Here is a 14,490-nt window from a genome sequence, read left to right as displayed (position 1 = left end):
AATGAGCAGAAAGGCGAAGAGTTATTTATTTGTAAAAACATCATTACCCTGATTTTATTTATCACCGTATCTTCCCGCTGCTTGTCATATTATTGCAGAGAGAATGTTAAGTAATTGATGTTTTAAAAGCGATTATTTGTCACTTACGCAAATAACAGCAGGCCAGGCCTGGGCGCAGGGCTAAAGCCCGCGCTGGTGCGGTATTGAGTTTTTTTCATATTGCTATCATCATATTTCGAATGAAAGGGATAACCTCTGGAACGGGTTATTAAGCCAGTAATTTTTATCTGCAAAATAAGCCTGCAGCAAGCATTATTTCCATTAATTTTTCAGGGCTACTGGCGACAACGGATATTCCGCCCGCGGCAATGATGGATTTCCATCATTTCTCCGTTTTCATCGCTGGTCGTCGCCTGCTTATAGTGACGGCACACCAGACGACTGGCTGAAAAGGAGATAAACATGGCGACAGAGCACCTGCAGTGGGGCATTAGCCCCCTGTGCTGGACCAACGATGTGCTGGAGGATTTAGGCGGCGATATCCCTCTCGACACCTGTCTGCGCGAGGCGCGGGAGGCGGGATTTCAGGGCATTGAGTTAGGGCGCAAGTTTCCCCGCCAAACGGAGACGCTGGGGCCTCTGCTGGCGGCGGCTGACCTGCGGCTGGCGTCCGGCTGGTACAGCGGCTTACTGGCTGACCGCAGCGTGGAAGCGGAGCTGGAGGCGGTGCGGGGCCACGCGCAGCTCCTCCAGCAGCTCGGCGCCAGGGTCATGGTCTATGGCGAGTGCGGGCAACTGCCCGGTGAAACGCCGCTTGATGAGCCGATCTCGCTCTCACCGCCGTTAAGCCGCGTCAGTCTGACGGCGTATTGCCATAAGCTGAATACCTTTGCCGACCTGCTGCTGCGGGACTACGGTCTGCGGCTGGCCTATCACCATCACCTGATGATGCTGGTGGAGCACGACGATGAGCTGGAGCGGTTTCTGTCACAGACCCATGACAACGTCGGGCTGGCGTTTGATACCGGACACGCCTTCGTCGCCGGGGTCGATATCCCGCGCGTGCTGGAAAAATATGGTCACCGTATACGCCATCTGCATCTGAAAGACGTCCGTCCGCAGGTGCTGGGGCGCCTGTATCGCGAAAACCTGAGCTTCAACGAGGCGGTGCGCGCCGGGCTGTTTACCATCCCAGGCGACGGCTGCATCGACTATGCGCCGATCCTCGACTTTGCCCGCGACAGCGACTACCGCGGCTGGCTGATTATCGAAGCCGAGCAGGACCCGGCGATGGCGCCGCCGTTGGCCACCGCCCGCCGCGCCTTCGCCTGGCTGGCACACCATTTCTCGTCCCCTTCATCATCAGAGGAGCACGCATCATGAGCGCGCGGTTAAATATTGGTCTCATCGGCTCCGGTTTTATGGGCCAGGCGCACGCCGACGCTTACCGTCGCGCGGCCATGTTCTATCCCGATCTGCCGAAGCGCCCCTATCTTTACGCGCTGGCGGATCAGGATCAGGCGCTGGCCGAACGTCATGCGGTGAAGCTGGGGGCGGAGAAGGCTTACGGTGACTGGCGCGAACTGGTGAACGATCCGCTGGTGGACGTGGTGGATATTACCTCGCCGAACCATCTGCACTACACGATGGCGATGGCGGCGATCGCGGCGGGTAAACATGTCTATTGCGAGAAGCCGCTGGCGGTTAACGAGCAGCAGGCGCAGGAGATGGCGCAGGCGGCCCGGCGCGCGGGGGTGAAGACCATGGTGGCCTTTAACAACATCAAAACCCCGGCGGCGCTGCTGGCAAAGCAGATTATCGCACGGGGCGATATTGGCGAACCGGTGCGCTTTCGCGGCACCTTTGATCAGGGGTTTTATAACGACCCGAACCTGCCCTGGTCCTGGCGCTGCTCGAAAACCCTCGGCGGCAGCGGGGCGCTTGGCGACCTCGGCGCCCATACCCTGTCCGTCGCCCAGTTTTTGATGGGCGGGATCCGTGAAGTGACCGCCAGCGCGCAAACCTGTCTGCGCCAGCGTCCGGTACCGCAGACCGATGCCGGGTATGCCAGCCGGGTCGCGGCCGATGCCGAGTGGCGGGAAGTGGAAAATGACGATCAGGTTCAGTGTCTGGTCAATTTCGACAGCGGCGCCGCGGGGGTGATTGAGGCCTCACGCATCGCCGCCGGGCGCATCTTCGGCGTGTTCTGGGAGGTCTCCGGCACCGAAGGCACGCTGTATATGGACGGGGAGCGCTTTAACGAACTGCAGGTCTATCGCTTCCGCGATGACAAACACGACCGCGGCTTTAAAACGCTGTATGCCGGGAGCCAGATCCCGGCCTATGCCGGCTTCTTCGGCTTCGATTTTGGCGGCGGCGGGCTGGGCTATTTTGACGTCAAGGTGATTGAAGTGCATGACCTGGTGCAGGGGATTTGCGGGGACGACGACTGCTATCCCAGCTTTGAATTTGGTTTACAGAATCAGCGCGTGCTGTCGGCGATTGAAGCCTCAATGGTCAGCCGTCGCTGGGTTAACGTGGTTAAGGATTAAGGAGCCGCTATGTTTCCCTCACAATTACCGACCCCGCGCCGCCCGGCGGCGCAGAGCATTCCCTCCCTGCGCTGGGGCATCATCGGTCCAGGCTGGATCGCCGAGCGCTTTGTGCACTCATTGAAAACCCAGAGCCGGCAGCAGGTGGTGGCCGTTGCCTCCCGCAGCCAGGCGAAGGCCGACCGGGTAGCCGCGGAATGGGGGATCCCCCAGGCTTACGGCCATGTGGCGGAGATGCTGGCGCGTCCGGATATTGATGCGGTGTATATTGCGACGCCGCACAACCATCACTTTCCCGACGGCATGCAGGCGCTGAAGGCGGGCAAACACGTGCTGATTGAGAAGCCCTTCGCGCTCAACCTTGGCGAAGGACGTGAACTGCAGGCCGAAGCCACCCGCCAGGGAAAGCTGGCGCTGGAGGCGATGTGGTGCGATTACGCGCCGAAGTATGATGTGATCCGCCAGCTGCTGGAGGATGGGGTGCTCGGCGACCTGCATACCCTGCTGGCCGATCACGGCGAGTATTTTACTACCGACCACCGCATCTTTAATGCCGACCTTGCCGGCGGGCCGATGATGGATCTCGGCAGCTATCTGACCTCGTTTGCGCTAATGGTGGGCGGCATGCCGCAGGAGATAGTCGCCCGCGGCAGCGCGACGGCAGAGGGGCTTAACGGCCAGACGTCGATGTTGTTCAGCTGGCGGAACGGGATGCAGGGGCTGTTAAACACGACGTTGTTCAGCAACACGCCGGGCGGGGCGGTGGTGGCCGGACGCCAGGCGACCCTGACGATCGACGGTCAGTTTTACGCCCCCGGCGGGTTCACCCTCGCTGCCAGCCAGGGCGGGCAGGCGCTGCGCTGGGAAGAGCCGCGCAATCGCTACGACCAGCTGTTCTGGCAGGCGGAGCATTTTGCCTGGTGCGTCGGTCAGGGGCTGCAGGACTCGCCGCTGCGGCCGCTCAGTCGGGTGCTGCAGAATCTGCAGGTGATGGATGAGGTGCGGCGCCAGGTGGGCGCGGTGTTTAACGAAGAACGCTAAGGGGCCGGCCGGGCTTTGGTTTGCAGGCAGCGCGAGCGTGTCCGCCATTGCCCGGCGGCGCTGCGCTTGCGCGGGCCTGGGATATCTATGCAACCATTTGATATTAAAGCAGATTAATGCCTGTGTTATGTAGGCCGGGCAAGGCGTTGCCGCCGCCCGGCATAAAGGCAGGTTCAGAGCCTGATAGCTGGTGCCACGCAACCCCTCATCGACAGTCGTCGACGGCGACAAACTGGCCGCGCTGCAGAGACTGAACGGCCGCTTCGGCAATCGCCTGCGCCTGCAGGCCGTCCACCAGGCCGGGCAGGTCGGCCACGGTTTCACCATTCAGAGCGCGGATAAAGGCGTCAAGATGCTGGTAATAAGATCCTTGCACCCGGCTGAACCAGTCCGGCCACAGGCCTGGCTCAATGCGCTGATTGCCGCGCCACAGGGTAGGGCCCGCCGGCGACTGGCTACCGGACTCCAGCGCGCCCTCTGCGCCCAGCAGGGTGATCCGTTCATCATACCCGTGGCCGGTGCGGCGGGTGTTATCCAGCTGCGCCAGCGCGCCGCCGCGCATCTGCATCATCAGGATGGAGGTGTCAACATCGCCAAATTCGGCGATTTCCGGCAGGGCCAGCGCCGCGCCCATCGCCGCCACGGTATGCACTTCATCGCCGGTGAGAAAGCGCAGAAGGTCGAAGAAGTGAATCGCCTGATCGCGCATCTGACCGCCGGAGCTGCGCAGATAGTCGAGCGGCGGCATGCTGGAGGCGCGGCAGACCATCTGCACCAGCTCCACCCGACCGATCGCGCCCTGCTCCAGCTGGCGGCGGAGCTGCTGATGGCTGCTGTCGAAGCGCCGGTTAAAGCCGACGGTGACCGGCACGTTCAGGGGAAGCACCCGCTCCACCACCTCGCGGGCGCGCGCCAGGGAGAGGTCGATCGGTTTTTCGCAATAGACTGCCTTGCCCGCCCGGGCGGCGGCTTCCAGCAGTTCGGCATGCGACGGGGTCGAGCTGGCGATCAGCACAGCGTCGATGGCGTCGCTACGGAGAGCCTCGCTCACCGTCACCGCCCGGGCGCCATAGCGGGCGGCCAGCGCCTGGGCGCGCTCCGGCGCGACATCGGCTACCATCGTCAACTCGCTCCCGTCATGACGGGCGAGGCTGGCGGCATGAACCTGACCGATAAAACCACTGCCTACCAGGGCAAAACGTTTGCAATTCATTATTTTTCTCCAGAATGGCGAAGGGACGGTGCCACCATAATCGGTTTGCTAAACTCACTGACACTGCCGTTTTGATGTATTTCCATCATTGAAGAGAGGGGCGATGAAAAACATGTCACTGGCGATGCTGGCCAGACAGATTGGCGTCGGCGTGGCCACTGTGGACCGGGTGCTGAACGAACGCGGCGGCGTATCGCCGCAGACCACGCGCAAAGTGCTGCAGGCGGCGCGGGAGGCGGGGCTGAAGCGGATCCTGCCGGAGGAGCACCGCTTTCCGTGGCAGATTGAGCTCTTTCTCAGCAGCAATGACTCGTTCTTTTTTCCGCAGCTGGCGCAGGATTTCGCCGCCGTCGCGGATAGCCTCGGCTATCGCCGTCTGACCCTGCACCGCACCTTTGTCCCGGAGTCGCAGCCGGCGACCCTGGCCCGGCGCATTATGCGCAGCTGCCAGCAGCGTCAGGGGATCATCGTCTTCGGCAATGACCACCCTGTGGTGCATGACGCGCTGCGCCGCTGCCGGGAAGCGGGCGTCCCCGCCATCACCCTGGCGACGGATCTGCCCGGCGCCGACCGGCTCTGCCACGTCGGGATCAATCAGCTGCAGGCTGGCCGCACCGCGGGGTTAATGATGGGGAGAATGACGCCGCGGCCCGGGGAGGTGCTGATGGTGAGCGGCCGGGAGGATTACAGCGCGCATCGCCTGCGCATCCAGGGGTTCCGCGAGGTGCTGAGCCAGCGCTTTCCCCACCTGCAGCTTAATGAGGTGCTGGCGGGCGAGGAGCGGCGGGAGCAGATCACCCGCCTGCTGGAGCAGGCTCTGTGCCGCAGCCGGCATATTGTCGGGATCTATAACACCGGGCTTGGCAATACTCAGATAGCCGAGGCGCTGGCTCGCCACCGCCGCGAAAGCGACGTCTGCTGGATCACCCATGAGCGCTACAATACCACCCGCCAGCAGCTGGCCCGGGGCAGCCTGGCGTTAACGCTCGATCAGAACACCCGCCAGCACGCCCAGCTGGCGATCGACCTGATGCTGCGCCATCTGGAGTCCGGCTATCAGCCGCAAACCTATGCCGACGGGAAAGTCGACTTTATCCTCTACAGCGCCGAGAACGTGGACTAAGGCGTGCGGCGCCTCCCTTCCTGACAACACGGATTTCCCCGGCGGGTAAATGCCAACCCCGCCGGGGGCGATCGCTTTAAAGCGTTGTCTGCCTCTCATTTTTCGCTCATTTATGCAGCAATGTTAGATGTCTGTCAAAATTCTGTTACTGCATAGTTTTAAAATTTTCATTTCAGTTATTTACTTATAAAAGTTTCAAATGTCTTGTTAATGAAATAAATGGTCTGGAATTCACGGTGTGGCATAAATGGACTGATGTTTCAAAAAAGTGATGATAAAACAGCCATTATTTGTGATTCCGATCACGACGAAATGCGGAAAACTCCGCAGCGCCGTCGCCGTCACAACAGACATTTGTCGCAACCTGACTGAAATTAATTTTTCATTTTGTTTCATTCACCGGCGTACCTACAAAATCAAGGATCAACTATGAATATTAAGAAAACGATTGTTGCCTCTTTGTTAGCCTGCATGCTGCCTGCGGTGGTTATGGCAAAAGATGTCTCCATTGGCGTCTCGATGGCGCTGTTTGACGATAACTTCCTGACGATCCTGCGTACCTCGATGCAAAAAGAGATGAAAAAAGATGGGGTGAAATCGCAGATCGAGGACGCGAAAGGGGATGTCTCCCAGCAGCTGCAGCAGGTGCAGAACTTTATCGGCCAGGGGGTGGACGCCATTATCGTTAACCCGGTGGATACCAATGCGGTCAAACCGATCATGGATCAGGCCACCAAGGCCGGGATCCCGCTGGTATTTGTGAACCGTCGCCCGCAGGCGGAGCTGACCGACAAGATGGCCTATGTGGGGTCGGACTCGATTCTCGCCGGCCGTCTGCAGATGGAAGCGCTGGCGAAAGCGATGAACGGTAAGGGCAATGTGGCGATCCTGCTCGGCGACCTGGCGAATGAATCCACTCGCGACCGCACCAAAGGGGTGGAAGAGGTTGTCGCCAAATACCCGAACATCAAAATCGTGCAGAAGCAGACCGCGAAATTCACCCGCAATGACGCCGTGGACGTGGTCAGCAACTGGATGACCAGCGGCGAGGATATCCAGGCCATCGCCTCCAACAACGATGAAATGGCGATCGGCGCCCTGCAGGCGCTGGGTAAAAATCCGAACCATATTCTTATCGCCGGCGTGGATGGCACCCCGGATGCGCTGCAGATGCTGAAGAGCGGCAAGATGATCGCCACCATCTTCCAGGATGCGAAAGGCCAGGGCGAGGGCGCCGTAGACGCGGCCATCAAGCTGGCGAACGGTGAGAAAGTCGAGAAAATCATCGACGTGCCGTATCAGCTGATCACCAAAGAGAACATGGCTGAATTTACCAATCGTAATCAGAAATAATCCTGGCCAACCTGTGGTACGGAGGTGGATGTATGAACGCTTTTGCCCTTGAAGCCGAAGGTATCAGTAAGTTCTTCCCCGGCGTGAAGGCGCTCGACAATGTCTCATTACGCGTGCGCCCGGGAACGGTGCACGCCCTGATGGGCGAGAACGGCGCCGGTAAATCCACGCTGATGAAGTGCCTGATCGGTATCTATCGCCCGGATAAAGGATCGATTCGCGTGAAAGGAGAGCCGGTTGAGTTTACCGACACCATGGATGCGCTGCGCTCGGGGATATCGATGATCCACCAGGAGCTGAATCTGGTGCCGCATATGACGGTGGCGGAGAATATCTGGCTGGGGCGCGAGCCGATGAAGTACGGCTTTGTCGACCACGGCCAGCTGACCCGCCAGACCCAGGCGCTGCTGGATAAGCTGAATATTCGCTTAACCGCCGACCGACTGGTGGGCGACCTGAGCATCGCCGCCCAGCAGATGGTGGAGATTGCCAAAGCGGTCTCATGGAACGCGGATATTGTGATCATGGATGAGCCCACTTCGGCGCTGACCGAAGGCGAGGTAGCTCACCTGTTCACCATCATCCGCGACCTGCGGGCCCAGGGCAAAGCGATCATCTATATCAGCCATAAAATGGATGAGATCTTCGCTATCACCGATGAGATCAGCGTCTTTCGCGATGGGACTTGGGTGGGGAGCAAAAACACCACCGAATTTACCCGCCAGTCGCTGATTACCCAGATGGTGGGCCGCGAATTAACCCAGCTGTTCCCGAAATTTAATAACACCATCGGCGAAGAGGTGCTGACGGTGCGCAATCTGACGCGCCAGGGCGTGTTCCATGATGTCAGCTTTACCGTGCGTCGCGGCGAGATCCTCGGCGTGGCCGGGCTGGTGGGCGCCGGGCGCAGCGAGGTGATGGAAAGCCTGTTTGGCATGGAACGCTTCGACAGCGGCGAAGTGCTGATCGACGGGGCGCCGGTGACCATTGATTCCCCCTCCGTGGCGATTGAAAAGGGAATGGCGTTATTAACCGAAGACCGTAAAAAGTCGGGCCTGTTTCTGGTGCTGTCGGTGCTGGAAAATATGAGTATCGTCAAAATGCCGGAATATATCGGCAAGAGCGGTTTTGTCCAGCACGTGAAAATGGCCGAAGACTGCATGGAGCAAATCCGTCGGCTCAATATTAAAACGCCGACGATGGATCAAATTATTAATAACCTCAGCGGGGGGAATCAGCAAAAAGTTCTGATTGCGCGCTGGCTGTTAGCGCAACCGAAAATCTTAATTCTCGATGAGCCGACCCGCGGCATCGACGTCGGGGCGAAGGCGGAAATTTATCATCTTATCAGTGAACTGGCGAACCGGGGGGTGGCGGTCATTATGGTCTCCTCTGAGCTGCCGGAAATCCTTGGCATGAGTGACCGGGTCATGGTGATGCATGAAGGCCGTATCACCGGCATCCTGGAAAAAGACGAAGCCGACCAGGAAACCATTTTGTCGTTGGCATCCCATTGAGGCACAGAGAATGAGTAATATGAAATTAACGGCGGCTCCGGCCAGCGAGGGTTCCTCCTTCTTCGCTAATTTGCGGCATAAAATGCCGAAAGATACCGGCATCTTTGTGGTGATGCTGGTGATTGCCCTGACCTTTGAAATCGCCGGCTGGTATGTTCGCGACCAGTCGTTCCTGCTCAATACCAACCGCCTGGTGCTGATTGTGCTGCAGGTGGCGATCATCGGCATCATCGCCGTCGGCGTCACCCAGGTGATCATCACCACCGGGATTGACCTCTCCTCCGGTTCGGTTATCGCCCTCGCGGCGGTGGTGGCGGCGAGCCTGGCGCAAACCTCCGACAGCCTGTCGCCAATGTTCCCGGCGCTGGTCAACCTGCCGGCGGTGATCCCGATTTGCGCGGGGATCGGCGTCGGCCTGTTGTGCGGGCTGACCAACGGTTTCCTGGTGACGCGAACCGGCATCCCGCCATTTATCGCCACCCTCGGGATGATGGTCTCGGCGCGCGGTCTGGCGCAGTATTACACCCAGGGCAATCCGATAAGCTTCCTCTCCGACAGCTTTACGGCGATAGGCCAGGGGGCGATGCCGGTGATCATCTTCTTCGTGATTGCCGCAGTGTTTCACATTGCGCTGAAGCATACCCGGTATGGCAAATATGTGTATGCCATCGGCGGCAACATGACCTCGGCCAAAGTGTCCGGCATCAACGTGAATAAATACCTGGTGATCGTCTACACCATCGCCGGGGCGCTCTCCGGGCTGGCTGGGGTAGTGCTGGCGGCGCGCGTCAGCAGTGGCCAGTCCAGCATGGGGATGTCCTACGAGCTGGACGCGATTGCCGCGGCGGTGATCGGCGGCAGCAGCTTAATGGGTGGGGTGGGGCGCATTACTGGCACCCTGATTGGCGCGATGATCCTTGGCCTGATCAAGAGCGGCTTTACCTTTGTCGGCGTCGATGCCTACGTGCAGGATATTATTAAAGGGATCATTATCGTCGCGGCGGTGACCATCGACATGCGCCGCAACCGGAAAAAACGCTAATCTTATCAACTGGCGGCAACGGCGAAGCGCGTCGTTGCCGCCAGCCCTGTCCAGAAATAAACAAAATACGTCCCGCCAGGCGCCGGCTGTCTATTTTTCCCGCGCTGCGCATCCTGTACAGTTTCGCGACTTTTGTTGTCCATTCGCCAGGGGGCCACGCCTTGCCCCCTGTTTCTGGAGTCGTATGAATACACCATCCTTAATCAAATCCTCGCCGCTCTCGCGACCGGGGAGAAGGGGCATTATCGTCAGCCTGCTGGCGGGACTGGCGATCCTGATCCTCAGTCGGGGCGTGAACCTGCCGGCCAGAGAGGTTTACCGTGAGATGCATACCCGGCAGCTGGAGGAGGATGCGCGGTGGGTGGCGGAACGCCTTGAACAGCGGATGAACACCCCCGCTCCGCAGCGGGAAGCGACCTGGCCGCTGGCGGTGATGCGCGCCGATCTGCATACCCTGGCCCGGCAGCGGCATTATCGGCTACTGCTGGTGAATGGCGACGGGCATCTGCTGGCGGCATCGCATGCGCTGCCGGCCAGCGTGCTGGCCCAAGTGCAGGCACAGTTCCCGCGGGAGATGCAGCCGCCGCTGTTCGGCAGCCATTACCAGACCATTCAGCCCTTCGCCCCGCATCAGCGGATGTTAAGCCGGGCGCTGAACGGCAATGCCGGCCTGGCGGGCTGGAATCTCGTGATGCTGGCGCCGGACGGCGGATTGCCCTCGCTGCTGATGGCTTACCGCTGGCAGGTAACAATTGGCCTCGGCGTGGTGCTCGCCAGCGTGCTGCTGACGCTGAGGCAGGCGGCGCGCGCCCGGCGAAAACGCTAATCGCCGCCGGCGCCGTCAGGCATGGCGAAACTGCAGGGTAGCGGGCAGATAGCGCTGGAGCGGCTCCGGCGCCTGGCCGTCGATCAGCTGGCTGAGCAGATCGTAGCAGTGCCAGGCCAGCTGGCGATTATCCTGCTGCACGGTATCAATGCGCAGGGAAAGTGAATCGTACAGATAGTGATCGTCGAAGCTGGCGAGATGAATATTGGAGTCCAGCAGATGGTGCTGGCTCATATAGCGCAGGACCCCTTCCAGCAGGCCGCAGGCCGCGGTGAACAGCGCCTTCGGCGGCCGTCCCAGCCGCGCGCAGAGCGCGGCGAACATCTCGTAGCCGGAGCTGGGGTGATAGTTGCCGTTGATCACCCATTCGGGACGCAGCGTAACCCCCGCCTGAGCCAGGCCTTGGGTGAATCCCGCCAGCCGGTCGCGCGAAGGCGATAGCCGCGGCTGGCCGCCGAGAAACCAGAACTCGTCCGCATGTTGAGGGGCGATGCGGGAGATCAGTTCGGCCGTTGGGGTGACCGAGTCAGTCATCACCAGCGGCAGGGCGCTGTCGCTGGGGGAGCGGTCAAACAGCACCACCGGCAGCTGTTCGCTGAGCTTCAGGTAGTCGGCATCGCTGTGCATGCACGAGGCGACGATCAGGCCGTCGACCTGGCGGGCAATCATGTTATTGACCACCACGCTCTCCTGGCCGGGGTTTTCGTCGGTGCAGGAGATAAGCAGCTGCACGCCGGCTTCCCGGCAGAGCGTCTCAAGCTCATGGGAGAAAACGGCAAACCCGTAGTTGGTGATTTCCGGCACCACCAGGCCAATGGTATGGCTGCGGTTATCACGCAGCGAGCGCGCGTGAATGCTTGGCTGATAGTGCTGCTCGCGGGCGATCGCCAGCACGCGCTCGCGCGTCTCCTGCGCCACGCGCAGCTCTTTGCCACGACCGTTGAGTACCAGGCTGGCGGTCGCTTTGGAGACGCCCGCCAGTTCGGCGATATCTTTGATAGTTACGCGTTTGGTTTTCATCAGCACCCGGGAGCCTGAAAGCAAAACGCTTATTCTACCATGCATGGCCGCAGCAGCCAGCGGCAGAATGCCACCGGCGTCGCACCGCTGAAGATGAGCTGCCCCGGATAGCCCGGGAAGAAGCGGCTGCTCATTACCCCTTCGCCATCGTTGATGAAAATTTCCACACTGGAGCGGTCGATAAAGATCTGCAGCCGCCGCGCCTCGCCGCGCCAGTAGCGATGATGCATCTCCGCCGTCTGCAGGCCGCGGCGCGACAGGCGCAGGCCGTCGCGGTTGACGGTGAGCTGCAGGGCGCCGGCAAAATCCAGCCCCAGCGTGCTGTTGGGGGCGATGTCAAAGGCCAGCTCCATCGGGGCGAGGGACAGGGTCTGCCCGCGCCAGCCCTGGGCTTCCCCGCGCAGGGCGGTCAGTTCGCGCAGCGGACGCTGATACAGGGCACCCGACTGCCACGCCAGTTCGCGCACGCAGGTCATCTGGTGGATCCATCCCTGCGCGCGGGTGGGCTGATGCATCTCTTCCCCGTCCGGGACGCCCATCCAGCCGACCAGCAGGCGGCGGCCATCTTCGGCCAGCATGGTCTGCGGCGCGTAGAACTCAAAGCCGCTGTCCAGCTCGTGCAGCGGGCCATGGTCGAAGGCGCCGCGTTCGGCGTCGAAACGGCCTGCCATCCACACCGCAGGATAGGTATTGAGAAAACGCTGAGCTTCGCGGGCCAGCCCCTGCGGGCAGCAGATCAGCAGGTGGGTGTCCGCCAGCGGAAACAGGTCCGGGCACTCCCACATGTAGCCACCGTTCGCCAGGCCGTTAACGTCATGCCCGGCTATCTCGCCCACCAGGCGCCAATCCCGCAGGTCGCTGGCGGTAAACAGCAGCACTTTGCCGCGCTGTTGCACATCCTGCGCCCCGAGGACCATGTACCAGCGCCCGTCCTGGCGCCACACCTTAGGGTCACGTACATGGCCGGTATAGCCTTCCGGCAGCGGCAGTACCGGCCCCAGCTTGCTGAAGGTGCCATCGGCATTTTCCGTCGCCAGACATTGCCAGGCGGTGCGCCCGCCGTCGGGGAACTTCACGTTGCCGGTGTAGCACAGGGTCAGGGTACCCTCGAACTCGACCGCGCTGCCGGAGTAGCAGCCGTTGCGGTCATACTCTTCGTCCGGCATCAGGGCGATAGGTTCATGCCGCCAGTGCAGCAGGTCGGCTGAGCTCCAGTGTCCCCAGCACTTATAGGTGTGGTCGCAGGCGAGCGGGTTCCACTGATAAAACAGGTGATAACGCCCGGCGACCTGGCAAAAGCCGTTGGGATCGTTCAGCAGTCCGCTGACCGGCGCCAGATGCCATTGCGGGTAATGGTCGTCGGCCAGCGCCTGCGGCTGGCCCTGCATAACGGCCTGCAGGATCGCAGGCAGGCGTGACGGTAAAGACATTATTCAGCGTCCGTTTTGTATTTCAGCGTCAGAGAGAGCGCGAAGGCCACGGCGAAGGCGATCGCCATCCCGATAATGTAGTTCAGCAGCGAGCTGGCCTGCACGATGGCCATTCCCGGGATCGCCGTCAGGCCCACCGCGGTCATGTAGACGTGCATCGACACCACCCAGGCGCCGCCGGCGGCACCGCCCACCAGCGCGGCGATGAACGGTTTCACAAAGCGCAGGTTAATCCCGAAGATCGCCGCCTCGGTGATCCCCAGCATCGCCGAAAACGCCGACGGCAAAGTAATGGCTTTGATTTTGGCATCTTTGGTTTTAAACCACACGGCAAAGCAGGCGCCGCCCTGAGCGACGTTGGCCATCGCCCAGATAGGCAGCAGGAAGTTGACGCCGATCGACGGATTGCCGAGCAGACCCGCCTCAATGGCATGGAAGCTGTGGTGGATACCGGTAATGACGATCACCGAATAGAGGCCGCCGAACAGCAGGCCCGCCAGCCAGCCGGCATGGCTGATAAGCGTGCTGAGGATAAACGAAATGCCGTCGCCGAGCGCGCGGCCGGCCGGGCCGATCAGCAGCAGGGCGATAAAGCCAGAGATAATCACCGTCAGGAACGGCGTGAGAATCAGATCCAGCGCGTCAGGAATAACGCGGCGCAGCCGTTTTTCGACAAGGCTCATAAACCACACCGCCAGCAGCACCGGGAAGACCGTACCCTGGTAGCCGATCATCGCCACTTCGATGCCGAAGAAATTCATGGTGTGGAAGCCGGCGGCGACGCCCCAGGCGTTGGTCAACGCCGGGTGGGTGAGGATCCCGCCGAGGGTCGCGCCCAGATAAGGGTTGCCGCCAAATTCGCGGGCGGCGGTAAAGCCGATCAGGATCGGCAGAATAATAAACGCCGCCGAGCTGCACATATCCAGCATGATATAGATAGCGTTGCCCGGGTCGACCCAGCCGTAGGTTTTCACCATCCCCAGCAGGCCCATCAGCAGGCCGGAGGCGACGATGGCGGGAATAATCGGCACAAAGATGTTGGACAGCAGGCGGGCAATGCGCTGGAACGGGTTCAGCTTTTTCGCCGCCAGGTCGGCGGCTTCGGATTTGCTCGATTCGCTGATGCCCGCCGCCTGGATAAAGGCAGCATAGACTTTATTGACCACCCCGGTGCCGAAGATGATCTGCATCTGTCCGGCATTACGAAAGCAGCCTTTCACGCCGTCGATTTTGCCAATCGCCTGCTGGTCGGCGAGCGCGTCGTCGACCAGCACCAGCCGCAGCCGGGTGGCGCAGTGCGCGGCGCTGGCGATATTTTCCTTGCCGCCCAGCAGGGGAAGCAGTGAGCGGGAAATCTGTTCAAAATCCATAGT

General features: G+C 60.7%; 11 protein-coding genes and 1 pseudogene. 8 read left to right on the top strand and 4 right to left on the bottom strand.

Annotated features, from left to right (window positions below; genetic code table 11):
• Nucleotides 1–462: 462 nt before the first annotated feature.
• The 3 genes from iolE to GT756_RS06015 are packed head-to-tail and all read left to right on the top strand — an operon-like array spanning nt 463 to nt 3,593.
• Nucleotides 463–1,383: a myo-inosose-2 dehydratase gene (iolE, locus tag GT756_RS06025; RefSeq protein ID WP_004202396.1), complete on the top strand. Its 921-nt coding sequence runs from the start codon at nt 463–465 to the stop codon at nt 1,381–1,383.
• Nucleotides 1,380–2,552 carry a Gfo/Idh/MocA family protein gene (locus tag GT756_RS06020; protein ID WP_004202397.1) on the top strand — a complete coding sequence of 391 codons (1,173 nt, stop codon included), beginning with the start codon at nt 1,380–1,382 and terminating at the stop codon, nt 2,550–2,552. Before iolE ends, GT756_RS06020 begins: the two co-directional genes overlap by 4 nt.
• A gap of 9 nt (nt 2,553–2,561) precedes the next feature.
• Nucleotides 2,562–3,593 carry a Gfo/Idh/MocA family protein gene (locus GT756_RS06015; RefSeq protein ID WP_160124605.1) on the top strand — a complete coding sequence of 344 codons (1,032 nt, stop codon included), beginning with the start codon at nt 2,562–2,564 and terminating at the stop codon, nt 3,591–3,593.
• A gap of 205 nt (nt 3,594–3,798) precedes the next feature.
• On the opposite strand, the gene GT756_RS06010 is transcribed toward GT756_RS06015, so the two are convergent.
• Nucleotides 3,799–4,806: a Gfo/Idh/MocA family oxidoreductase gene (locus tag GT756_RS06010; protein WP_064178028.1), complete on the bottom strand. Its 1,008-nt coding sequence runs from the start codon at nt 4,804–4,806 to the stop codon at nt 3,799–3,801.
• Between the two features lie 103 nt (nt 4,807–4,909).
• Here GT756_RS06010 and GT756_RS06005 point away from each other — a divergent pair, with 103 nt between their 5' ends.
• From GT756_RS06005 to GT756_RS05985, 5 genes and pseudogenes are all read left to right on the top strand, one after another.
• On the top strand, nt 4,910–5,929 hold the full coding sequence (locus tag GT756_RS06005; RefSeq protein ID WP_048294337.1) for a LacI family DNA-binding transcriptional regulator: 1,020 nt from the start codon (nt 4,910–4,912) through the stop codon (nt 5,927–5,929).
• A 429-nt stretch (nt 5,930–6,358) separates the two neighbouring features.
• Complete coding sequence (locus GT756_RS06000) at nt 6,359–7,282, top strand: sugar ABC transporter substrate-binding protein (RefSeq protein WP_002892597.1); 924 nt, start codon at nt 6,359–6,361, stop codon at nt 7,280–7,282.
• A 32-nt stretch (nt 7,283–7,314) separates the two neighbouring features.
• Nucleotides 7,315–8,799: a sugar ABC transporter ATP-binding protein gene (locus GT756_RS05995; protein WP_004202401.1), complete on the top strand. Its 1,485-nt coding sequence runs from the start codon at nt 7,315–7,317 to the stop codon at nt 8,797–8,799.
• 19 nt (nt 8,800–8,818) lie between these two features.
• Complete coding sequence (locus tag GT756_RS05990) at nt 8,819–9,841, top strand: ABC transporter permease (RefSeq protein WP_025999105.1); 1,023 nt, start codon at nt 8,819–8,821, stop codon at nt 9,839–9,841.
• A 184-nt stretch (nt 9,842–10,025) separates the two neighbouring features.
• Nucleotides 10,026–10,629: pseudogene (locus GT756_RS05985) on the top strand (hypothetical protein).
• A 53-nt stretch (nt 10,630–10,682) separates the two neighbouring features.
• On the opposite strand, the gene GT756_RS05980 reads toward GT756_RS05985, so the two are convergent.
• From GT756_RS05980 to GT756_RS05970, 3 genes are read right to left on the bottom strand one after another with little or no spacing between them, the layout of a single operon-like run.
• A complete protein-coding gene (locus GT756_RS05980) occupies nt 10,683–11,693 on the bottom strand; it encodes a LacI family DNA-binding transcriptional regulator (RefSeq protein ID WP_017898803.1) in 1,011 nt (336 codons plus the stop codon).
• A gap of 23 nt (nt 11,694–11,716) precedes the next feature.
• Nucleotides 11,717–13,117: a sucrose-6-phosphate hydrolase gene (locus GT756_RS05975; RefSeq protein WP_160124604.1), complete on the bottom strand. Its 1,401-nt coding sequence runs from the start codon at nt 13,115–13,117 to the stop codon at nt 11,717–11,719.
• A complete protein-coding gene (locus tag GT756_RS05970) occupies nt 13,117–14,487 on the bottom strand; it encodes a sucrose-specific PTS transporter subunit IIBC (RefSeq protein ID WP_017898801.1) in 1,371 nt (456 codons plus the stop codon). Before GT756_RS05970 ends, GT756_RS05975 begins: the two co-directional genes overlap by 1 nt.
• Between the last annotated feature and the right edge of the window lie 3 nt (nt 14,488–14,490).

Origin of the sequence: Klebsiella sp. Q2, from assembly GCF_009900705.1 — a bacterium.
Taxonomy (GTDB): Bacteria; Pseudomonadota; Gammaproteobacteria; order Enterobacterales; family Enterobacteriaceae; genus Klebsiella; species Klebsiella quasipneumoniae.
This window is presented reverse-complemented; position numbering and strand designations above follow the sequence as displayed.

Excerpts from the sequence above, each read along its gene's own strand:
- iolE (WP_004202396.1), top strand. The coding sequence starts at position 463 with ATGGCGACAGAGCACCTGCAGTGGGGCATTAGCCCCCTGTGCTGGACC.
- GT756_RS06020 (WP_004202397.1), top strand. The coding sequence starts at position 1,380 with ATGAGCGCGCGGTTAAATATTGGTCTCATCGGCTCCGGTTTTATGGGC.
- GT756_RS06015 (WP_160124605.1), top strand. The coding sequence starts at position 2,562 with ATGTTTCCCTCACAATTACCGACCCCGCGCCGCCCGGCGGCGCAGAGC.
- GT756_RS06010 (WP_064178028.1), bottom strand. The coding sequence starts at position 4,806 with ATGAATTGCAAACGTTTTGCCCTGGTAGGCAGTGGTTTTATCGGTCAG.
- GT756_RS06005 (WP_048294337.1), top strand. The coding sequence starts at position 4,910 with ATGAAAAACATGTCACTGGCGATGCTGGCCAGACAGATTGGCGTCGGC.
- GT756_RS06000 (WP_002892597.1), top strand. The coding sequence starts at position 6,359 with ATGAATATTAAGAAAACGATTGTTGCCTCTTTGTTAGCCTGCATGCTG.
- GT756_RS05995 (WP_004202401.1), top strand. The coding sequence starts at position 7,315 with ATGAACGCTTTTGCCCTTGAAGCCGAAGGTATCAGTAAGTTCTTCCCC.
- GT756_RS05990 (WP_025999105.1), top strand. The coding sequence starts at position 8,819 with ATGAAATTAACGGCGGCTCCGGCCAGCGAGGGTTCCTCCTTCTTCGCT.
- GT756_RS05975 (WP_160124604.1), bottom strand. The coding sequence starts at position 13,117 with ATGTCTTTACCGTCACGCCTGCCTGCGATCCTGCAGGCCGTTATGCAG.
- GT756_RS05970 (WP_017898801.1), bottom strand. The coding sequence starts at position 14,487 with ATGGATTTTGAACAGATTTCCCGCTCACTGCTTCCCCTGCTGGGCGGC.